This window comes from Ramlibacter sp. (genome assembly GCF_050250995.1).
GTDB lineage: Bacteria > Pseudomonadota > Gammaproteobacteria > Burkholderiales > Burkholderiaceae_C > Ramlibacter.
This window is the reverse complement of the sequence record NZ_JBFWNP010000002.1, coordinates 285,803-305,662: the sequence shown is the minus strand read 5'-3', so window position 1 is coordinate 305,662 and position 19,860 is coordinate 285,803. Positions and strand designations below refer to the sequence as shown.

Annotated in this window: 15 protein-coding genes and 3 tRNA genes; 10 read left to right on the top strand and 8 right to left on the bottom strand. The window is 68.3% G+C overall.

What is annotated here, in order from left to right; genetic code table 11:
* The first annotated feature begins 9 nt into the window (after window positions 1-9).
* The 4 genes from gltX to AB7E83_RS03330 all read left to right on the top strand — a co-directional run bounded on the left by gltX (window position 10) and on the right by AB7E83_RS03330 (window position 1,751).
* Window positions 10-1,398, top strand: a complete 1,389-nt coding sequence (gene gltX, locus AB7E83_RS03345) for a glutamate--tRNA ligase (protein ID WP_428565387.1) — start codon at window positions 10-12, stop codon at window positions 1,396-1,398.
* Window positions 1,399-1,441: 43 nt separating this feature from the next.
* Window positions 1,442-1,517, top strand: a tRNA-Ala gene (locus tag AB7E83_RS03340).
* Between the two features lie 31 nt (window positions 1,518-1,548).
* Window positions 1,549-1,624: transfer RNA gene (locus AB7E83_RS03335), tRNA-Glu, on the top strand.
* Between the two features lie 50 nt (window positions 1,625-1,674).
* Window positions 1,675-1,751, top strand: a tRNA-Asp gene (locus tag AB7E83_RS03330).
* Between the two features lie 141 nt (window positions 1,752-1,892).
* On the opposite strand, the gene AB7E83_RS03325 is transcribed toward AB7E83_RS03330, so the two are convergent.
* A complete protein-coding gene (locus AB7E83_RS03325; RefSeq protein ID WP_428565385.1) occupies window positions 1,893-2,807 on the bottom strand; it encodes a LysR family transcriptional regulator in 915 nt (304 codons plus the stop codon).
* Between the two features lie 175 nt (window positions 2,808-2,982).
* Here AB7E83_RS03325 and AB7E83_RS03320 point away from each other — a divergent pair, with 175 nt between their 5' ends.
* Window positions 2,983-3,765, top strand: a complete 783-nt coding sequence (locus AB7E83_RS03320) for an SDR family oxidoreductase (RefSeq protein ID WP_428565383.1) — start codon at window positions 2,983-2,985, stop codon at window positions 3,763-3,765.
* Between the two features lie 51 nt (window positions 3,766-3,816).
* On the opposite strand, the gene AB7E83_RS03315 is transcribed toward AB7E83_RS03320, so the two are convergent.
* The 5 genes from AB7E83_RS03315 to AB7E83_RS03295 are packed head-to-tail and all read right to left on the bottom strand — an operon-like array spanning window position 3,817 to window position 11,448.
* Window positions 3,817-4,848, bottom strand: coding sequence for a tripartite tricarboxylate transporter substrate binding protein (locus AB7E83_RS03315; protein ID WP_428565382.1), 1,032 nt, complete (start codon window positions 4,846-4,848; stop codon window positions 3,817-3,819).
* A gap of 30 nt (window positions 4,849-4,878) precedes the next feature.
* Window positions 4,879-6,309: an aldehyde dehydrogenase family protein gene (locus tag AB7E83_RS03310; RefSeq protein WP_428565380.1), complete on the bottom strand. Its 1,431-nt coding sequence runs from the start codon at window positions 6,307-6,309 to the stop codon at window positions 4,879-4,881.
* A complete protein-coding gene (locus tag AB7E83_RS03305) occupies window positions 6,302-7,621 on the bottom strand; it encodes an aspartate aminotransferase family protein (protein WP_428565378.1) in 1,320 nt (439 codons plus the stop codon). Before AB7E83_RS03305 ends, AB7E83_RS03310 begins: the two co-directional genes overlap by 8 nt.
* Window positions 7,622-7,675: 54 nt before the next feature.
* Complete coding sequence (locus tag AB7E83_RS03300) at window positions 7,676-9,337, bottom strand: hydantoinase B/oxoprolinase family protein (protein ID WP_428565377.1); 1,662 nt, start codon at window positions 9,335-9,337, stop codon at window positions 7,676-7,678.
* Window positions 9,334-11,448 (bottom strand): hydantoinase/oxoprolinase family protein, encoded by a 2,115-nt coding sequence (locus AB7E83_RS03295; protein WP_428565375.1) that lies wholly within the window; start codon window positions 11,446-11,448, stop codon window positions 9,334-9,336. Before AB7E83_RS03295 ends, AB7E83_RS03300 begins: the two co-directional genes overlap by 4 nt.
* A 140-nt stretch (window positions 11,449-11,588) precedes the next feature.
* On the opposite strand from AB7E83_RS03295, the gene AB7E83_RS03290 reads away from it, so the two are divergent.
* Window positions 11,589-13,241: a class I adenylate-forming enzyme family protein gene (locus tag AB7E83_RS03290; RefSeq protein WP_428565374.1), complete on the top strand. Its 1,653-nt coding sequence runs from the start codon at window positions 11,589-11,591 to the stop codon at window positions 13,239-13,241.
* A 9-nt stretch (window positions 13,242-13,250) separates the two neighbouring features.
* Here the strand turns inward: AB7E83_RS03290 and AB7E83_RS03285 are convergent, their stop codons facing one another.
* Both AB7E83_RS03285 and AB7E83_RS03280 read right to left on the bottom strand, forming a co-directional pair.
* Entirely contained in the window at window positions 13,251-14,021 is a 771-nt protein-coding gene (locus tag AB7E83_RS03285) for a short-chain dehydrogenase/reductase (RefSeq protein WP_428565372.1), read from the bottom strand.
* Window positions 14,018-15,442, bottom strand: coding sequence for an MmgE/PrpD family protein (locus AB7E83_RS03280; protein WP_428565370.1), 1,425 nt, complete (start codon window positions 15,440-15,442; stop codon window positions 14,018-14,020). Before AB7E83_RS03280 ends, AB7E83_RS03285 begins: the two co-directional genes overlap by 4 nt.
* Window positions 15,443-15,574: 132 nt before the next feature.
* Here AB7E83_RS03280 and AB7E83_RS03275 point away from each other — a divergent pair, with 132 nt between their 5' ends.
* The 4 genes from AB7E83_RS03275 to tcuB are packed head-to-tail and all read left to right on the top strand — an operon-like array spanning window position 15,575 to window position 19,825.
* The gene (locus AB7E83_RS03275; RefSeq protein WP_428565368.1) at window positions 15,575-16,324 is read left to right on the top strand and encodes a carboxymuconolactone decarboxylase family protein; all 750 of its coding nucleotides are present in this window, start codon (window positions 15,575-15,577) and stop codon (window positions 16,322-16,324) included.
* A gap of 51 nt (window positions 16,325-16,375) precedes the next feature.
* On the top strand, window positions 16,376-17,341 hold the full coding sequence (locus tag AB7E83_RS03270; protein WP_428565366.1) for a LysR family transcriptional regulator: 966 nt from the start codon (window positions 16,376-16,378) through the stop codon (window positions 17,339-17,341).
* Complete coding sequence (tcuA, locus tag AB7E83_RS03265; RefSeq protein WP_428565364.1) at window positions 17,338-18,717, top strand: FAD-dependent tricarballylate dehydrogenase TcuA; 1,380 nt, start codon at window positions 17,338-17,340, stop codon at window positions 18,715-18,717. The genes AB7E83_RS03270 and tcuA overlap by 4 nt, the downstream gene beginning before the upstream one ends.
* On the top strand, window positions 18,704-19,825 hold the full coding sequence (gene tcuB / locus AB7E83_RS03260; RefSeq protein WP_428565362.1) for a tricarballylate utilization 4Fe-4S protein TcuB: 1,122 nt from the start codon (window positions 18,704-18,706) through the stop codon (window positions 19,823-19,825). The genes tcuA and tcuB overlap by 14 nt, the downstream gene beginning before the upstream one ends.
* Window positions 19,826-19,860 lie beyond the last annotated feature (35 nt).

The window sequence follows — 19,860 nt, the reverse complement described above, 5'->3', positions numbered from 1 at the left end:
ATCGCGCATATGAAAGTCCGCACCCGTTTCGCGCCGTCCCCTACCGGCTTCATCCACCTCGGCAACATCCGCTCGGCGCTCTACCCCTGGGCGTTCGCGCGCTCGCAGGGCGGCGACTTCATCCTGCGCATCGAGGACACCGATGTCGAGCGCTCCTCGCAGGCGGCGGTGGACGTCATCCTCGAAGGCATGGCGTGGCTCGGGCTCACGCACGACGAGGGGCCGTTCTACCAGATGCAGCGCATGGACCGCTACCGCGAAGTCATCGAGCAGATGAAGGCGAAGGACCTTGTCTACCCGTGCTACATGAGCATCGAGGCGCTGAACGCGCTGCGCGAGCACCAGATCGAGACGAAGCAGAAGCCGCGCTACGACGGCACCTGGCGCCCCGAGCCCGGCAAGACCTTGCCGCCGGTGCCCGAGGGTGTGCAGCCGGTGTACCGCTTCCGCAATCCGGTGGGCGGCGTGGTCGCGTGGGACGACAAGGTGAAGGGCCGCATAGAGATCGGCAACGACGAACTCGACGACCTCGTCATCGCGCGGCCCGACGGCACGCCGACGTACAACTTCTGCGTGGTGGTCGACGACATCGACATGGCGATCACGCATGTGATCCGCGGCGACGACCACGTGAACAACACGCCGCGCCAGATCAACATCTTCCGCGCGCTCGGCCACGAGCCGCCGGTGTATGCGCACCTGCCCACCGTGCTGAACGAGAAGGGCGAGAAGATGAGCAAGCGGAACGGCGCGAAGCCCGTGACGCAGTTCCGCGACGAGGGCTTCCTGGCCGAGGGCATGGTCAACTATCTCGCGCGCCTGGGCTGGTCGCACGGCGACGAGGAGATCTTCACGCGCGAGCAGTTCCTTCAGTGGTTCGACCTCGACCACCTGGGCCGCAGTGCCGCGCAGTTCGACGAGGCGAAGCTGCGCTGGGTGAACGCGCAGCACCTGAAGGCGATGAGCGACGAGGCGCTGGCGGTGCATGTCGAGGCGCATCTGAAGCAGCGCGGCATCGCGCCCGACGCGCGCTTGGCCGCGATCTGCGGCTTGTTCAAGGACCGCTGCGACACGACCGTGGCCCTGGCCGACTGGGCGCAGCGCTTCTACCAGCCGATCGTGCCCGATGCGGAAGAGGCCGCGAAGCACCTGACCGACACCGTGAAGCCGGCGGTGGCGATGCTCGCGAAGATGCTCGAAGGCGGCGAGTGGACGAAGGAGGCCATCGGCGTGTCGGTCAAGGAGACCTTGCGCGCGACGGGCCTGAAGATGCCGCAGCTCGCGATGCCGGTGCGCGTGCTGGTGATGGGGACGGCGCAGACGCCGTCGCTCGACGCGGTGCTCGCTTTGTGTACGCGCGAGCAGGTTTTGGCGCGATTGGCGGCGATGCCGATCTGACCGCTGAATTTTTCAGGCTATAATTCGAGGCTCGACACCCAACGGGGGTATAGCTCAGCTGGGAGAGCGCTTGCATGGCATGCAAGAGGTCAGCGGTTCGATCCCGCTTACCTCCACCAGAGTGTCGAGAACGGAAACAGTCCAGGTTTTGACCCTATCGTCTAGAGGCCTAGGACATCACCCTTTCACGGTGAGTACCGGGGTTCGAATCCCCGTAGGGTCGCCAAGTTTTGTGGCACTTGCCCCGGAGCAATCCGGGGGAACGTCACACCACGCGGAGTGGTAGTTCAGTTGGTTAGAATACCGGCCTGTCACGCCGGGGGTCGCGGGTTCGAGTCCCGTCCACTCCGCCAAGCGATACGAGAGACGCCACGAAGCTTCGGCTTCGTGGCGTTTTTTTTGGTCATCCCGTGCGCCGACCGGGCGCATAGGTGTTCGCCTCGTGGGCTTCTATGAAGCGGCGAGCGGCAGGGGGCCAGAACATGTCGAAGACTTCATTCTCGAAGTCGATCCGGCATCTTGTCCAGCAGACAGTCGATGAACGCCCCAAGAAGCGCCGGCCGATGCTGCCTGTTCGGGTAATAGATGAACAGCCCCGGCCGCGAAATCGACCAGTCCGAAAGGACTTCCACCAGGCGACCCTCCGCCAGATGTTCGGACACGCCGTCTTGCTTGAAGTGATAAGCGATGCCAAGGCCATTCAGCGCAGCCGAGATGCCCACGTCGGCATGATTGGTGACGATCGGGCCGTCCACCGCCACTTCAAGTCGCTTTCCTCTCTTCTCGAATTCCCAGCGATACTGCCTCCCGTCCATCTGGAGTCTCCAGTTGACGCATGCGTGTCGATGCAAGTCGGCGGGCGTCCTGGGCACCCCTCGGCGTGCGAGGTAGTCCGGCGATGCCACGGCGACCATGTCGAGATCGGCCGTGAGGCGCACGGCAATCACGTCCTTCTCGAGCCGTCCGCCGACGCGAATGCCGGCGTCGAATCGGCCTGCCACGATGTCGGTCAAGGCGTCATCGACAAAGACGTCGAGGACCACGCCGGGGTACGCCCGATGAAACCGTGACAGCCGGGGCGAGATGATTTCCCGTGCGGCGATGCCCAGCGTATTGATGCGAAGCGTGCCACTGACCCGTGCGGTTGCCTCGCTCGCTTCGGCGACCGCGGCCTCCATCTCCCGAAACAACGGCGCGATGCGTTTGTAGAGTAAATCCCCGCTCGCCGACGGCGCGACGCTTCGTGTCGTGCGATTCAGAAGGCGTGCGCCCAGGCGACCTTCGAGCTGGCGAATGGTCTGGCTGAGCGCAGATGGCGACAGGCCCAAATGCTCCGCCGCGCGCGCAAAGCTCGCCCGCTCGACGATGGCGGCAAAGGCCTTCAGTTCTGCGAATTCCGATCCGCGCATTTATGTATTGTTCTCTTCACAGACCATCCAGATCATAGGCCATTCACTGAACGCCGTTCGCGCTGCATCCTACGCATCGTCATCAACTTCCTGGAACCATTGACATGCACAGCTTGACTCTGACGTCGCCATTTCGCCCCGCGCGCGGCCTGACCGAATCGCTGGAGTTCACGGCATGAGCTTCGATCTGCAACTGAATGGGAAGCGTGCGCTGGTGACGGGCGGCACGAAAGGCCTGGGCGCTGCAATCGTCATGAGTCTGCGCGACGCCGGAGTGCAGGTGGTGACGACTGCACGCACCGCGCCCGAGACGCCTGTGGAGGGCGTGACATACGTTCAGGCCGACCTGGCGACCGCGGAAGGCGCGACGGCGGTGGCGCGCGCAGTCGCGCAGCGCTGGGGCGCCGTCGACATCCTGGTCAACTCGGTGGGGGGCTCCCACGCGCCGGCAGGCGGCTTCGCGGCCCTGGACGACACGGCCTGGTTCGACGAGCTGAACCTGAACCTCATGTCCGCAGTCCGTCTCGACCGTGCGCTACTTCCCGCGATGCTGGAAAAAGGCGCGGGCGTCATCCTGCACGTGACTTCGATCCAGCGTGTGCTTCCGCTTCCCGAGTCGACGACCGCGTACGCGGCGGCGAAAGGCGCCCTCTCCACGTACAGCAAATCCTTGTCGAAGGAGGTGACGCCGAAAGGGATTCGCGTTCTGCGCGTCTCGCCGGGCTGGATCGAAACGGAGGCGTCGGTCGCGTTCGCGCAGCGCATGGCGAGCGAGGCGAATACGGACTACGAGGGTGGCAAGAAGCTCGTCATGAATTGGCTCGGCGGCATCCCCGTTGGACGTCCCGCCAGACCGCAGGAGGTGGCCGACCTGATCACGTTCCTCGTGTCGCCCCGTGCCGCGTCGGTGTCGGGCACGGAGCACGTGATCGATGGCGGCACGGTCCCCACGGTGTAGTCCTCGCGAAGGGCGGGCGCCACGCGTCGGACCGCAGGCCCGCCCCGCCCGCTACTCCACCTTCAACTTGATCGACGTCGCGAGCTTGCGCAGCTTGTCCATCTCGCTGGCCGTGAACCGCGCGAGTTCTTCCGGGCTGCTCCCGCCCGCTTCGGCGCCGAGCGTGGCGAAGGAGTTGCGAACCTCCGGCGCCTGCAGCGCGAGGACGAGCTGGCGGTTCAGCTCCGCCACGATGGGGGCCGGCGTGCCGGGAGGCGCGAACATGCCGTACCAGTCGTTCAGGTCGAAGCCGGAGAGTCCGCTTTCCGACATCGTGGGCGTGTCGGGCAGGATCGTCGAGCGTTTCGGGCCCGTGGTGGCGATCGGGCGCAGCTTGCCGGCCTTGATGAAGGGCAGGTGGGCCGTCGGGCCCGCCGCGCCGATCTGCACCTGTCCTGCGACGAGGTCGTTCATGGCGGGGCCGCCGCCCTTGTAGTTGACCGCGACCACGTCCACGCCCGCCTGGAACTTCAGCATCTCCATCGCCAGGTGGCCGGCCGTGAGCGTGCCCGCATTCGCATAGCTCAGCCCGCCCGGCTTGCTGCGCGCCATCGCGATCAGTTCCTGCAGGTTCTTCACCGGCACGGCGGCGTTCACGCTCACCAGCACGGGCAGGGTGCCGATCATGCTGATCGGCGTCAGGTCCTTCAGGTCGTAGGGCGTCTTCGTCACCGCGGGAATCGCCGCGTGCGAGAAATTGATCATGCCGATCGTGTAGCCGTCCGGCGCGGCCTTCGCGACGAAGTCCGCGCCGATGACGCCCGACGCGCCCGGCTTGTTCTCGATCACCACGGACTGCCCGATCTGCGCGCTCATCTGCTTGGCGATGTGGCGCCCGAGCACGTCGGAGGTGCCGCCCGGCGCGAACGCGACGACGATGCGGATCGGCTTGCTGGGGAACGCCTGCGCGACGGCGTTCTGCGCGAATCCGAGCAGGCCGCCGGCCGCGGCCAGGCCCAGAAGCACACGCCTGCCTCGCTGCACGCCTTGCCGCTTCGGCTCCGGCGCGCTGTCGTTCGACTTCAACCTGCTCGAATTGCTCATTGGATCGCTCCTTGCAAATGGTGAATAAGTTCAGTAGGAAATGGTGACGAGACGCTCTTCCATCATTTCGCGCACGGCGTAGCGCGGGCCTTCGCGCCCGAAGCCGCTGTCCTTGACGCCGCCGAAGGGCATGACGTCGACCCGCGAACTGGAGGTCTCGTTGATGTGGATGCCGCCGAAGTCCAGCTTTCGCGCCGAACGAAGCGCCGTCGAAATGTCGCGCGTGAAAATGCCGGCCGCGAGGCCGAACGGGGTGCCGTTCGCCTGCGCGATCGCATCGTCGAGTTTGTCGAAGGGCACGAGCGAGACCACGGGCGCGAAGATCTCCTGGCACACGACCTTCATCTCCGCGCTCACGTCGGTCAGCACGGTGGGCGGTAGCACCGCGCCATCCGGCACGCCGCCCAGCAGCAGCCGTGCGCCCGCATTCACCGCCTCCTCGATCCACGCCTGCGCGCGCTTCGCGTGGTCGAGGCTGATCATCGGGCCGACGATGGTCCGCGCATCGCGCGGATCGCCGAACGGCACCGCGCGCGAGGCCGCGACCAGCTTCTCGGCGAAGGTGTCGAAGATGCGCCGGTCCACCAGCACGCGCTGCACGGAGGTGCAGACCTGCCCGGCCTTGCGGAAGCAGGCACCCGCCAGCTTCGTCACGGCGAGGTCGAGATCGGCGTCGTGGCAGACGATGGTGCTGGCGATGGAGCCCAGTTCGAGCTGCGTGCCGCGCAGGCCCGCCGCCTGCTGGATCTCCTTGCCGACGCGCGTGCTGCCGGTGAAGGTGTAGTACGAGATCCGTTGATCCGCGAGCAGCGCGCGTCCCGCATCGGCGCCCGTCCCATGGACGAGCGACAGCAGGCCCGGCGGCAGGCCCGCCTCGATGATCGCCTGGCACAGCAGCGAGGCCGTGAGCGGCGTGATCTCCGACGGCTTCAGGACGACGGCGTTGCCTCCCGCCAGCGCGGGGCCGAGCTTGTGCGCGACCGTGTTGAGCGGCGAGTTGTAGGGCGTGATCGCGCACACGACACCGCGCGGCACGAGGATGGTGAAGCCCATGCGGTTCTTCAGTCCCGGCGTGGCATCCATCGGCACCATGTCGCCCTGCAGGCGCTTCGCCTCTTCCGCCGACAGTTGCAGGGTCTGCGCGCAGCGGCGGATTTCGTTCTCCGCGTCGGACCGCGTGAAGCCGGTCTCGTCGATGATGAGGTCGCAGAACTCCTCGGTCCACTCGACGATCAGGCGCGCGGCCCTCGAGAGGATCTCGAAGCGCTGCGATGGCTCCAGCACATGCGCTGCAAACGCTTCGCGCGCGCCGGTCACGGCCTCCTGGATCTGCGCCGGCGAGGCGATCGCCATGCGCCCGAAAGGCTGGTGCCGGTACTTCTCGTGCAGCGTCTCGAACGATTCGCCGTCCACGCGCGCGCCGCGAATCAGCAGCTGGGAGAGGTAGGGACGTTCAGACATGGCGGGAATCCTCCAGCACGCCGTCGATCTGGCGCAGGGCTTCGTCCACCTGGTCGGCGGTAAGCACGAGCGGCGGGGTGATGCGCAGCACGCAGCCATGGACGCCGGTGGTCGACACCAGCACGCCGCGTTCGCGAAGCGTCTTCTGCACGTGCGTCGTCAGCGCGGGATGCGGCTCCTTGGTCGCGCGGTCCTTCACGAGCTCCACGCCGATCATCAGCCCGCGGCCGCGGACGTCGCCGATGGCGGGATGCTTCTCCTTCAGCTGTCGCAAGCCATTGAGGAAGCGCTCGCCGAGGTCCTGCGCGTTCTCCGCGAGCTTCTCTTCCGCGAGGATGTCGAGCACGGCATGGCCCGCGGCCATCCCGATCTGGTTGTTGGCGCCGAAGGTGGTGAAGTGGTCGCCCTCGTCGAAGGCCATGCCGAGCTTTTCCGTGGCCATGAAGCCGGCCAGCGGAACGCCGCCGCCGATCGCCTTGGCGAAGGTCACGATGTCGGGCTCCACGTCCCAGTGATGGTGGGCCATCAGCTTGCCGGTGCGTCCCCAGCCGCTGAACACCTCGTCCATGACGATCGTGATGTTGTGCTTGCGGCAGATCCGCTGCACTTCGGGCAGGTAGTTGTCCGGCGGCACGAAGACGCCGCCCACGCAGATGATGGGCTCCAGGATCATCGTGACGATCTCGCCCGGCGCGCGCGTCTTGATGATGTCCTCGATCTGCAGCGCGCAGGCCTTGCCGAAGTCGAGTTCGTTTTTCGCGCCGCTGCGGTAGAAGTACGGCGCGGGTCCATGGACGATGCCGGGGAAGGCCGCGTACGGACCGAACCCCTTCTTGCGGCTCGCGTTGCCGGTCAGGCTGAGCGGCAGGGAGAGCCGGCCATGGAAGCTGTGCTCCAGCGACAGCACGCCGTAGCCCTGGCGGTGCGTCTTCGTCGCGTGCTTGAACGAGATCTTGATCGCGCCGTCGTTCGCCTCCGCGCCGCTGTTGGCGAAGAACACGCGGCAGAGGCGGTCGTCGCTCAGATTCGAAATGCGTTCCGCCAGCCCGCTCGTGAGCGGGCTGAAGTAGCGGCCCGGACCCTGTAGCATCTTGCCGGCCTGCTCGCGGATGGCGGCGGTCACGCGCGGATGGCAGTGCCCGACCGACACGACGCCGGGGCCGGCCTCCAGGTCGAGGTAGCGCTTGCCGTCGATGTCCGTCACGATGCAGCCGCTGCCCTCCACGATGGTGGGCTGCGCCATGTTCGAGCCCGGGACGAGGTGCTTGTCCATGACGGCGGGTGTCTGCCTCTCGACTGTCTTCGTGTTCATCGTTGAATGCTCTGGATGGGTTTGTGGAGTGGGGACGGCGAATCGAAAGCTCGCCTATCCGCCGCCGTAGACGGACTTCGCCGCCTGTTCGGTGATGAATCCATCGGCCAGGTCGTCCGCGACCGCCTTGGGCGAGCGCTTCGCGGGGTCGCCGCAGCCGCCTGCGCCGTTGAGCTCGAGCCGCACGATGTCGCCACGCTGCAGCGACACGACCTGCTTCGATCCGAGGGGTCGTTCCTCGCCCTGCCGCACGAGCGTCGTGCGCGCGAGCGATCCCGGCTGGCCGCCGTGGATGCCGAAGGGCTCGAACGCGTGCCGGTCGCCGAGCAGCGAGAGCGTCGCTTCGCCGCACAGGATCTCGAGCTCCTTGCAGATCCCGGTGCCGCCGCGGAACTCGCCCGCGCCGCCGCTGTCCGGGATGAACGCGAACTTGCGCACCAGGACCGGGTTGTTCATCTCGTGGACTTCGACCGGAATGTTGGAGCAGCTGAACACCGGCGACAGCGCTTCGGTGCCGTCCGAATCGAAGCGCGCGCCATAGCCGCCGAGCAGCAGGTCGTACATCACGAAGCGGCGCTGCCGCGTCTCGTCGAAGCCGCCGATGTTGGGGTTCGACCAATGCGAGAAGGCCGCCATCGCCCGCTTCGGCAGCGCCTGGGCCATCGCACCCGCGATGGCTTCGTAGATGCGGATCTGCACCGTCGCGCGCCCGCCGCTCGGCGCGGGATGCACGGGGTTGAAGAAGCAGCCTTCGCGCGCCTGCACCTTCACGGCGCCGATGGTGCCGGCATTCTGCGGAAGGAGCGCGCCCGCGATCGTCCGCACGGCGAAGCCGACGTAGGCGCGGGTGTAGTTGATGTACGAGTTGATGCCCGCGGCGACCTGGTCGCTGCTGCGCGAGAAATCGACGGTCACCGTTCCATCCTGCGCGGTCACGTCCACCGCCACGCGGATCGGCGCCGTGCCCGTGCCGTAGTCGTCCAGGCTATCCTCGAAGCTGTAGGTGCCGTTCGGGATGGCGCACAGCAGCTTTCGCATCTGCGCCTCGGAACGCGCCAGGATCTCGTCGATGGAGGCTTCGACGGTCGCCTCGCCCATGTCCTCGTACAGCTTGCACAGGCGGTTCGCGCCGACGAAGTTCGCGTTGCGCTGGGCGCGCAGGTCGCCCTGTACCTTGGCCGGAATGCGCACGTTGCCGAGAATGAGCTGCAGCAGGTCGGGCTCGAACTCGCCGCCGCGCACCAGCTTCACCGGCAGCACGCGGATGCCTTCCTGATAGGCGTCCGTGACGCCCTGCACGACCTGCGAGCCCGGACCCGCGCCGCCGACGTCGACGTGGTGCGCGACGTTCACCGCGAAGCCGATCAGATCGGCGCCCCGGAAGGCCGGCGTCACCATGAAGAAATCCGGCAGGTGGCCGGAGCCGAGGTAGGAATCGTTGAGAACGACCGAGTCGCCGGGAACGAAGGAGTCCGCCGGATAGCGCTGGAGCACGTGTTCCATCACGTAGGGCATCGCGCCCAGGTGGCCCGGCGAGTAGTTCCCCTGTGCGATCAGGCGGCCTCGGCGGTCGAAGAGGCCGGTGGAGAAGTCGTCACCTTCGCGCACGGCCTCCGAGTAGGCGGTGCGGCGCAAGGTGCTGCCCATCTCCTCGGAGATGGACAGCAGCGAATTCCAGACGACCGAAACCGAGATGGGGTCGAGTCGAGCGCTCATGGTTGCTGCCCCGCGATGTCGATGATCAGATGGCCGTTGCGGCCGACGAAGGCTTCGTCGCCTTCGAGGATGACGGTGGTCGCTTCGCGTTCCTCGATGACGGCCGGCCCGACGATCCGCTCGCCGGGCGCGATGCTCGCGCGCTCGACGATGGGGACGCTGCGGTATTCGCCGGCTTCCGGGAAATAGGCGAGGCGCTGGCGGCGCGCGGGCTTGCGGCCCGGCGTGGCTGCGTCCGGGGCCTTCAATGCGCTCGACGATACCGCCGCGTCCGCCGCTTGCGCTTCGCCGCCCTCGGCCTGCAGTTCCGCCGCGAGATACCACTCCGTCGCCTCGACGGGCGCGCCGTTTTCCGTGTAGCCGTAGTTGCGCTTGTAGGCTTCCTCGAAGCGCTGCAGCACGTGCTGCACGTAGGTCGGGCTCGACGGATCCTCGCTCAGCTCGACGCGCAGTTCATGGCCCTGGCCGCGATACCGCATGGAGGCCGCGTTGCTCCAGGCGAGGGCCTGGCTGCGCTCGCCCATCTGCGCCAGCTCGCGCAGGACACGCTCGCGCAGCTCCGCGAAGACGGTGCGGATCGCTTCGTGCCGCTCCTCCCGGATCTCGACGATGCGCGTGAAGGAGGCATCGACCTTCGGCCGCGCCCGCAGGAGCCCCACGGCCGATCCGACGCCGGCGCCATGCGGAACGATCACGCGGCGAATGCCGACCTGCCGCGCCAGACGCGCCGCATGGATCGGACCCGCGCCGCCGAAGGCGACCATCGCGTACTCCCGCGGATCGCGGCCGCGCTCGATGGAGACGATGCGCAGCGCGCGCTCCATGCTGCTGCTGACCATCGCATGGATGCCCCAGGCGGCGTGCCCTTCCGACAGGCCCAGGGGCTCGGCGATGGTCTCGCGCACACCGCGACGCGCGGCATCGAGGTCGAGGCGGATCGCGCCGCCATTGAAGTTGTCCGGGTCGATGTAGCCGAGCACGACGTTCGCATCCGTCACGGTGGGCTTCGTGCCGCCCGCTCCGTAGCACATCGGTCCGGGGTCCGAGCCCGCGCTGTGCGGACCCACGGTGATGAGGCCCATCTCCACGCCGGCGATGCTGCCGCCGCCCGCGCCGATCTCGAGCAGCTCGATGGACGAGATGTTCAGCGGCAGCCCGCTGCCCTTGAGGAATCGCACCATGTCGACTTCGAAGGTCGCCGCGATGGAGGGACGCCCGCCGTCGATCGCGCCCAGCTTGGCGGTGGTGCCGCCCATGTCGAAACTCAGGAGCTGGCTCAGGCCCAGTTCGCGCCCCACTTCGGCGCACATCAGCACGCCGGCCGCAGGGCCCGACTCGACGATGCGCACGGGATAGGTGCGCGCGACCTCCGGCGAGACGAGCCCCCCGTTGGACTGCATGATCGACAGCGCGCTGCGGATGCGCAGCGTCTCCAGGACGCGCTGGAGCTGGTCGACGTAGCGGCTCACGGTGGGCTGCACGTAGGCGTTGGTCACCGTGGTGCTGGTTCGCTCGTACTCGCGATAGCGCGGCGACACGTCCGAAGAGATCGTCACGGACAGACCCGGCGCCCGCGACCGCAGCGTCTCGAACACCTGCCGCTCGTGCCCGGGATTCGCGAACGAATGCAGCAGGCACACCGCCACGCTCGCATAGTCGCCGGCGACCACCGCCTCGACCGCGCGGTCGAGGCTTTCGGCGTCCAGGCCGCGCAGCACCGTGCCGTCCGCGGCCAGGCGTTCCTCCACCTCGAAGACGTCGCGCCTCTGCAGCAGCGGCCGGGGCTTTTTCAGGTAGAGGTCGAAGACGTCGTAGCGCTTCTGGCGGCCGATGAAGATGACGTCGCGGAAGCCCGCGGTGGTGATCAGCGCGGTGCGCGCACCCTTGCGCTCCAGGATGGCGTTCGTCGCCACCGTGGTGGCATGCAGGACGCTCGCGATTTCCTCCGGCTTCACGCCGGCGAGCTCGACCAGCTCGGCGATGCCGCGCGCCACGGCTTGCGACGGATCGGCGGGCGTGCTCGAGACCTTGTGGAAAAACAGGGGTCGACCGGGGCGTTCGAGGGCGAAGTCCGTGAAGGTCCCGCCGATGTCGAATCCGATTCTGCTCATTCAGGCTCCGTGGCTCACATTGCAAGGCTGACAAACCCGAGAGTCGCATATCCCGAACCCGCCACGCTCTTGCTTCGCGAAGCGACCTTCGCGGATCGAGATTCACCGGCCTCCGGCTTTCGCCGAAGATGCGCAAGCCGATGACGCACACCCTCCTTACGCTGCTCTCGCGCGAAGCGCTCGAACGCTGCTACGCCGCCGGCCACTGGAAGCGCGACACGCTGTTCTCGCTGGCGCAGTCGCATGCGGCCGCCCGTGGCGCGCGCACGGCGGTGAGAAGCAGCGCAGGCTCGCTCTCCTACCGCGACCTGTTGCAGCGAGCGGAAGCGCTCGCCACGCATCTCTCGGCCGCTGGCTTGCGGCGCGGCGACCGCGTCGCAGCCTGGCTGTCGAGCCGCATCGAAACCGTGGTCGTCATGGTCGCGTGCTCGCGGTCGGGCTTCGTCTGCTGCCCGTCGCTGCACCGCGACCACACGAGCGCCCAGGTCCTGGAACTGATGCAGCGCATGGGCGCAGCCGCGTTCGTCGGGGAGTCCGGATACGGCGCGGACGCCTCGCGCCGCGACATCTTCGCCGAGCTCGGCACGGCTCCCACGCTCAAGGTCCATTGGCAGCTCGGCCGGCCCGGGTCGGACGATCCGCGACCGCTGCCGGCGGAGCCTGCGCCGGGCCAGCCGGGGCCGTGCGCCGATCCGGACTGCGTCAGCTCGCTCGCGTTCACGTCGGGCACGACAGGCCAGCCCAAGGGCGTCATGCACAGCGACAACACGCTGCTCGCGAATGCCCGCTCGATGATCGCCGACTGGCGGTTCGACGAACGCCTCGTGCTCTACACCCTCAGCCCGATCAGCCACAGCCTCGGCATGCTCTCCATGGTGACGACGCTCGCGGTCGGCGGCGAGCTGGTCGTTCACGATCTCGCGCGTGGCGCCAGCCTGCTCGATCGGCTCGGGGAGGTCGGGGCCACCTTCGCTGTCGGCGTGCCCACGCATGCCATGGACCTGCTGGCGGAGCTGGATGCGCGCGACGCGCGGCCGCCGGCCTCGCTCGTGGGCTTTCGCGTCTCGGGCGCGTCGCCGCCTCGCAGCCTGATCGCGCAGTTGCTCGAACGCGGCGTGACCCCGCAAAGCGGCTACGGCATGACCGAGTCCGGCTCCACGCACTACACCCGCATGAACGACGCCGTCGACAGGATCGTGGAGACCTCCGGCCAGGTTTGCGACAGCTTCGAGGTCCGCGTGTTCTCGCAGGAGAACCCGGACCTCGAAGCGGGCGTGGACGAGATCGGCGAGATCGGCGGCCGGGGTGCGAGCCTGATGCTCGGCTACTTCGACGACCAGCGCGCCAACGACGCGGCATTCAATGCGGGCGGCTGGTTCATGACCGGCGACCTGGGCCGCATCGACGCGCAGGGCTATCTGCGGATCACCGGCCGCAAGAAGGACCTGATCATCCGCGGCGGGCACAACATCCACCCCGCGCGCATCGAAGGCCTCGCGATGCAGCATCCGGCCGTGGAGCGCGCGTGCGCCGTGCCCGTGGCCGACGAGCGACTCGGCGAGAAGGTGTGCCTGGCGGTCATGTTCCGCTCGGGGCGCAACGTGCCGCCCGAGGAACTGCTCGCGCACCTGGACCGCGCGGGGCTGTCGCGCTACGACATGCCCGAATATTTCCTCGCGCTCGCGGATATCCCGCTCACGCCCAGCGGAAAGATCCTGAAGCGCGACGTCGCGGTGCGCGTGGCGCAGGGGCTGCTGTCACCGACGCCGGTCCGCTTCGAGCCAGGCGCCTGACGCCGCCCTTCAAACCCGCAGCCGGGCGCCGCCGTCGATCGTGTAGACCGAGCCGCTGCAATAGCCGGCGCGGGCCGAGACGAGGAAGGCCGCGAAGTCGGCGATCTCCTCCGGACGCGCCATGCGGCCGAAGGGAAGGTCGCGCGTCAGATGGGTGTACGCGAGGTCGTTCGGATCGGCGCTCGCCTGAAGGAGTCCGGCGGTTCGCGGCGTCGCGACGAGGCCGGGGTTGATGCCGAGCACCCGCACGTTGTCGTCGGGACTGATGCTCCCCACGGCTTCCGTGAAGGCGATCAGCGCCGCGTTCACCGTGGAGGTCCCCACCGACTTGGGGTTCGGCCGCTGGCCCGAGTTGCCGATGATGTTGAGAATGACCCCGCGCCGCCGCGCTTTCATGTGGCGGAACGCTTCGCGGCACAGGTCGATGGTGCCGAAGCCCTTGACCGCCATGCCCCAACGGAACGCTTCGGCCGTGGTGTCGAGAAGCTGGCCGCGCGGCACGGCGCCCGCCGCGTTGACGAGGATGTCCGCGTTTTCGAGCGACACGGCCACGCGGGCGATGTCTTCCGGCCGGCCGAGGTCCGCGGCGATGGTCGCCACGGGTGCGCCGGAGGCGAGGGCGCCCAGCCGCGCCGCCTCCCGATCCAGCGCCGGCGGATCGCGCGCCACCAGCGTGAGCGCGCACCCCTCCAGTGCAAGCTTCTCGGCGATGGCGTTGCCGATGCCGCCGGTGGCGCCCGTCACCACCGCCCGCAGTCCCTGCAGCTGCAGGTCGATCACGGCACGAGCTTGGAGGTGAGGGTTTCGACGTCCGCAAGGCTTTCGAGATCGTCGACCAGGGCGATGATCGCATCGCAGCGCGCGTTGTCGATGCGCTTCTCGGAGAGCCGCCGGAACTTGCGCTGATGCTGCTCGGCCGAGAGCGGGTTCTGCGGCGAGCCCTTGGGGAAGTCGACGCCGCCCGTGAGGCGCGTGCCATCGGTCATCGTCACCCGCACGCTCGCTGGCCACTTCCCCGCGTTCAGCATCTCGTCCATCTGCGGGTCGGCGATCACGCGCACCTTGCGCGCGAAGCCGAGCGTGGCCGCATCGGCCAGCGCCGCCTCAGTGTACTGGTCCAGGAACAGCTCGCCTCGCGTGATGGCGGTGGCGAGCGCGAACGGCAGGCTCATCTGCGCCTTGCTGTAGTTGGGCGGCCGGTACAGCGCCTCCTGGTCGTCGCCGCCGATGTAGGCATGCATCTTCGGCACCCGAACTTCGATTTCCGACACCCGGTCGATGTCCAGCGAATGCTCGCCGGTGATGGCGAGCATGGCGTCGACGCCCGATGCGATCGCGTGCGTGCCGTTGTGGAACTTCACCGCGACGTCCAGGATCTGGAAGGCCTCGCCCATGCGCCGCTGAAGCGGCTCGAGCGTGTAGCGGTCGCCGTCCGAGTAGGCGTGGAGGAATGCGTCGCGCCCCTCGAACACCGTGTGCGGCCCGGTCATCCCCTGCTGCGCATACAGCGCCGCGAGGATGCCGTCGTGCGCGGCCTTGCCCGGGTGGCTGCGGAAGGTGTCGGCGCCGGTGGGGCCGGTGATCGATTCGATCAGCCCGGACGACGAACTCCCCGCGTGACCGAGCGCATCGGCCATCCGGTCCGCGGACAGCCCGAGCGCCCGGGCCGCGAGCGCGGCCGTGCCGAACACGCCGCAGGTGCTCGTCGCATGGAAGCCCTTCTTGTGGTGCATCATGGCCGGCTTCGAATTGATGGCCGCCGCCACGCGGCCGGCCACTTCGTAGCCGATCACCGTCAGCAGGATCAGCGACTTCCCGTCGAGACGCTGCCGCTGGGTCATCGCGAGGGCCGCGGGCACCACGGCGGGGCCGCAGTGGATCACGGTCTTCAGGATCGTGTCGGTGAAGTCGTTGCTGTGGCACTGCGTGCCGTTGGCGAGCGCGGCGAGGTTGGCCGGCAGGCGCAGATCGTCGCCGAGGACCTGCACGGTCCCGGTCGCCCCCATGTCCTTCAGCACCGCCCGCACCGCGCGCGCCGCGTTCGAATCGAACCCGCCGAGGGCGAGGCCGAGGTTGTCGAGCACGCAGGCCTTCGCTTTCGCGATCACCTCCGGGGGAAGATCCTCGTAGCGCAGGTCCACGATGGCTTGCGAAAGCGTTTCGGCGACGGTCGGGGCGGCGGGGGAGGTGCTCGTTGTCATGGCGCCGAGCCTCTCACATGTCCGCGCGCCGCCGCCACGCACTTCGCGAATCTCGATTCGCGACTCGCGATGCGCAGCGGGCCGCGCTTGCGTCAAGATCGGGGCCTCTCCAGCATCCGCTCCTCCAACCCCATGAAACCGACCGCCCCGCCCGAGCCCGACGTGATCCATCCGCTCGTCGAGGAATGCGTGGCCGAGGAGATCGCCGCCCGCCTTCACTTCCTCGATGCGAAGGCGGCGACCGCCTCGCACCCCGACGGCCTGAGCCGCAAGGACAAGGAGCTGCTGTCGATGTCGATCGCGAACGCCCATGCCTTCGCATCGGCCGCGCAGCTCCATGCCCGCGCCGCGATCCGCGCCGGGGCGACGATCGCCGAAGTGGTGGAAGTCGGCGTGCTCGCGATCATCTGCCGCGGCATGCCCGGCTTCAAGATGTCCGCGCTGCCGGCCATCCTGGCCGCGGAGAAGGAATGCGGCGAGGAATACAAGTACCCCGTCGACGGCCAGGAGCAGCTGCTGGACATCCGCGCCTACATCGCGGAGGCGCTGGGCATCACGCTGCCCGACATGTGGCTCAAGCTGGAGACCGTCGCGCCCTACGCCCTGAACGGGTACATGATGATCCGCCAGGGGCTGCTGAAGGACGGCGGCGCGCTGCCGAAGTCGATCAAGGAACTCGTCATCATCGCGATGGACATCTCGTATGCACTGACCTGGGGCTCGCGCATGCATGCGCGCCAGGCGGTCCGGGATGGTGCGACGGTGCGGCAGATGGCCGAGATCGTCGCCCTCGCGATGATGGCCGGCGGCCACGCGGTCTATCACACGGGCGGCGCGGGCGTGATGCAGGTCGCCGAAGAGGAGGCCGCAGCCCGCGGATAAGCCGGCTGCGGTGCGCCCGGCGAACGCGCCGGATTGCCGCAGAATCGGCGCATGTCCAAGCGCATCGCGAGCCCCGACACGAACCTTCTCCGCCGTTCCGTGAACCTTGTCGGCCGCGTCGATTTCGTCACTTTCAAGCTGTTCCTCGCCATCGTCGAGGAGCAGAGCATCGCCAAGGCCGCCGAGCGCGAGGCGATCGCGCCTTCGGCGGTCAGCAAGCGCGTGGCCGACCTGGAGTCTGCGCTGTGCGTGCAGCTGCTGGAGCGCCGGCGCACGGGCATCCGCCCCACCGAAGCCGGCGAAGCCGTGGTCCGCTACGCGCGATCCATCCTGCGCGATCTCTCGCGGCTGGAGGGCGAGCTCGGCGACCACGCGGCCGGCATGCGAGGCATCGTGCGCATCGCCGCGGCCGAGACCGCGCTGGTGTCGTACCTCCCGCGCGTGCTCGAATCGTTCAATGCGAAGAACCCGACGATCCGCGTCGACCTGCGCACGATGGTGAGCTCGCGCATCGTGCAGGCCGTGCTCGACGGCGACGTCGACGTCGGCATCTTCTGGGGCACCGCGCCGGCCGACGAGACGCAGGTCATGCACTGTTTCGTCGACCACCTGATGGTCGTCGTTCCGCAGGGCCATCCCTTGAGCGAGCTGACGTCGGTGCGCTTCGTCGACGTGCTCGACTACGAACTGATCCAGCAGGAGTCGAACAGCACGGTCCAGGCCTTGCTGGAACGCTCGGCCGCGTCGCTCGGTCGCCCCTTGCGCACGCGGGTGCAGGTGAACACCTACGACGCGGCGTTCAACATGGCGCAGGCGGGCTTCGGCGTCGCCATCGTCCCGGACACGTACACCGGCAAGGTCGCCGCGAACAGCGGCATGGCGATCCTCCGCCTCAACGAGCCGTGGGCGGCGCGCCGGTACGACCTGTGCGCCGCGCCGATGGGCCGCATCGGCGCGCAGGCACAGGCGCTGGTCGAACATTTCAGAAGCGAAGGTGCGGGAGTGAAAGCAAGTTGATCGATGTCCTCGTGATCGGCGGCGGCAACGCCGCCCTCTGCGCCGCGCTGATGGCGCGCGAAGCGGGCGCGAGCGTCCTGCTGCTCGAGTCCGCGCCGCGCGAATGGCGCGGCGGCAATTCGCAGCACACGCGCAACCTGCGCTGCATGCACGACGCGCCACAGGACGTGCTGGTCGATGCCTATTCCGAAGAGGAGTTCTGGCAGGACCTGCTCAAGGTGACCGGCGGCAACACGGACGAGCGGCTCGCGCGCCTCGCGATCCGCGACTCGTCCACCTGCCGCGGCTGGATGCGCCGCCACGGCGTGCGCTTCCAGCCCTCGCTGGCCGGCACGCTCCATCTCTCGCGCACCAACGCCTTCTTCATGGGCGGCGGCAAGGCGCTCGTGAATGCCTACTACCGCAGCGCACGGGACCTCGGGGTGGAGATCCGCTACGACTCGCCGGTGGATTCACTCGAGCTGAAGGACGGCCGCTTCGTCGCCGCCTTCTGCCGCGGCGAGCGCATCGAAGCGAAGTCGTGCGTGCTTGCGGCCGGGGGCTTCGAATCCAATCGCGAATGGATGCGCGCCGCCTGGGGACAGAACGAGCGCGGCGAATGGCCCGCGGACAACTTCCTCGTGCGCGGCACGCGCTTCAACCAGGGCGTGCTGATCCGCCACATGATGGATCAGGGCGCCGACATCATCGGCGACGCAACGCAGATGCATTGCGTCGCCATCGACGCGCGCGCGCCGCTGTACGACGGCGGCATCGTCACGCGCGTGGACGCGGTGTCGCTGGGCGTGATGGTCAACCGCGAGGCCCGCCGCTTCTACGACGAGGGCGAAGACTTCTGGCCGAAGCGCTACGCGATCTGGGGCCGGCTCGTCGCGCTGCAGCCCCAGCAGATCGGCTACTGCATCATCGACAGCAAGGCCATCGGCCGCTTCATGCCGCCCGTGTTCGCGGGCGTGAAGGCGGACACGCTGCCCGCGCTCGCGCGCGCGCTCGACCTCGACGACACCACCTTCATGCAGACCCTGAACGACTTCAACGCGGCCTGCCGCATCGGCACGTTCGACCACACGGTGCTCGACGACTGCCACACGGAGGGGCTCACTCCGCCAAAGACACACTGGGCGCGGCCGATCGACACGCCGCCCTTCTACGGCTATGCGCTGCGGCCCGGCATCACATTCACCTATCTCGGACTGAAGACCAACGAGCGGGCGCAGGTGCATTTCGGCGGCGCGCCGAGCGACAACCTCTTCGTGGCCGGCGAGATGATGGCCGGCAACGTGCTCGGCAAGGGCTACACGGCCGGCGTGGGCATGACGATCGGCACGGCCTTCGGCCGCATCGCGGGAACGGAGGCGGCGCGTGCAGCAGCTTGAATCCCTCATCCGCGCGGCCGAGAACGAAGTGTCGCGGCAGATGCAGGTCTGCAACGCCTGCCGCTACTGCGAGACCTTCTGCGCGGTGTTCCCGGCGATGACGCGGCGCCTCGAGTTCGGCGCCGCCGACGCGCACTACCTCGCGAACCTGTGCCACAACTGCGGCGCCTGCCTGCACGCTTGCCAGTACGCGCCGCCCCACGAGTTCGCCGTGAACGTGCCGCAGGCGATGGCGCGCGTGCGGCGCGAAACGTACGAGGCGTTCGCGTGGCCGCAACCGCTGGGCGCGCTCTATCGCCGCAACGGCGTGACCTTGGCGCTCGCGACCGCGGGCGGCCTGGCGCTGTTCCTGCTCCTCGCGATCGCGATGAAGGGATCGCTTTTCCACGAACCGCTGGCAGGCAACTTCTACGCGATCTTTCCGCATTCGATGCTCGTGTGGATGTTCGGCGCGGCCTTCGGCTGGGCGGTGCTCGCGCTGGCCATCGGGGCCGTTCGCTTCTGGCGGGGGCAGTCGCCGGGCGCGGTCGGCTCCGCCGCCGCCGTGGAGGCGACGAAGAACGCGCTCGCGCTCACCTACCTCGACGGCGGGCATGGCGATGGCTGCAACGAGGAAGACGACCGGTTCACGCTCGCACGGCGGCGCTTCCACCATCTCACCTTCTACGGCTTCATGCTCTGCTTCGCATCCACCTGCGTCGCGACGCTGTACCACTACGCGTTGGGACTGCAGGCGCCGTACGCACTCACGAGCCTGCCCGTCATCCTCGGCACGGTCGGCGGCATCGGCCTGCTGATTGGCCCGGCCGGCCTGCTGTGGCTGAACCTGCGGCGCGACCCGATGCACGGCGACGCGGCCCAGCGGCCGATGGACCGCGCCTTCATCGTCCTGCTGTTCGCCACCAGCCTCACGGGCCTCGCGCTGCTCGCGTGGCGCGACACGGGCGCGATGGCGGCGCTGCTGGCGGTGCATCTGGGCACCGTGATGGCCCTGTTCCTGACGTTACCCTACGGAAAATTCGCACACGCCGTCTATCGCTCGGCGGCGCTGCTGAAGTGGTCCATCGAGCGGCGGCAGCCGAATCGCCTGCGGATCGGCGGGGATTGAGCTCGTAGAACGGCGTCCGGCGCGCTCCACGCGCC

Coding starts and splice junctions, on each gene's coding strand:
- gltX (WP_428565387.1), top strand. CDS start 10: ATGAAAGTCCGCACCCGTTTCGCGCCGTCCCCTACCGGCTTCATCCAC.
- AB7E83_RS03325 (WP_428565385.1), bottom strand. CDS start 2,807: ATGCGCGGATCGGAATTCGCAGAACTGAAGGCCTTTGCCGCCATCGTC.
- AB7E83_RS03320 (WP_428565383.1), top strand. CDS start 2,983: ATGAGCTTCGATCTGCAACTGAATGGGAAGCGTGCGCTGGTGACGGGC.
- AB7E83_RS03315 (WP_428565382.1), bottom strand. CDS start 4,848: ATGAGCAATTCGAGCAGGTTGAAGTCGAACGACAGCGCGCCGGAGCCG.
- AB7E83_RS03310 (WP_428565380.1), bottom strand. CDS start 6,309: ATGTCTGAACGTCCCTACCTCTCCCAGCTGCTGATTCGCGGCGCGCGC.
- AB7E83_RS03305 (WP_428565378.1), bottom strand. CDS start 7,621: ATGAACACGAAGACAGTCGAGAGGCAGACACCCGCCGTCATGGACAAG.
- AB7E83_RS03300 (WP_428565377.1), bottom strand. CDS start 9,337: ATGAGCGCTCGACTCGACCCCATCTCGGTTTCGGTCGTCTGGAATTCG.
- AB7E83_RS03295 (WP_428565375.1), bottom strand. CDS start 11,448: ATGAGCAGAATCGGATTCGACATCGGCGGGACCTTCACGGACTTCGCC.
- AB7E83_RS03290 (WP_428565374.1), top strand. CDS start 11,589: ATGACGCACACCCTCCTTACGCTGCTCTCGCGCGAAGCGCTCGAACGC.
- AB7E83_RS03280 (WP_428565370.1), bottom strand. CDS start 15,442: ATGACAACGAGCACCTCCCCCGCCGCCCCGACCGTCGCCGAAACGCTT.
- AB7E83_RS03275 (WP_428565368.1), top strand. CDS start 15,575: ATGAAACCGACCGCCCCGCCCGAGCCCGACGTGATCCATCCGCTCGTC.
- AB7E83_RS03270 (WP_428565366.1), top strand. CDS start 16,376: ATGTCCAAGCGCATCGCGAGCCCCGACACGAACCTTCTCCGCCGTTCC.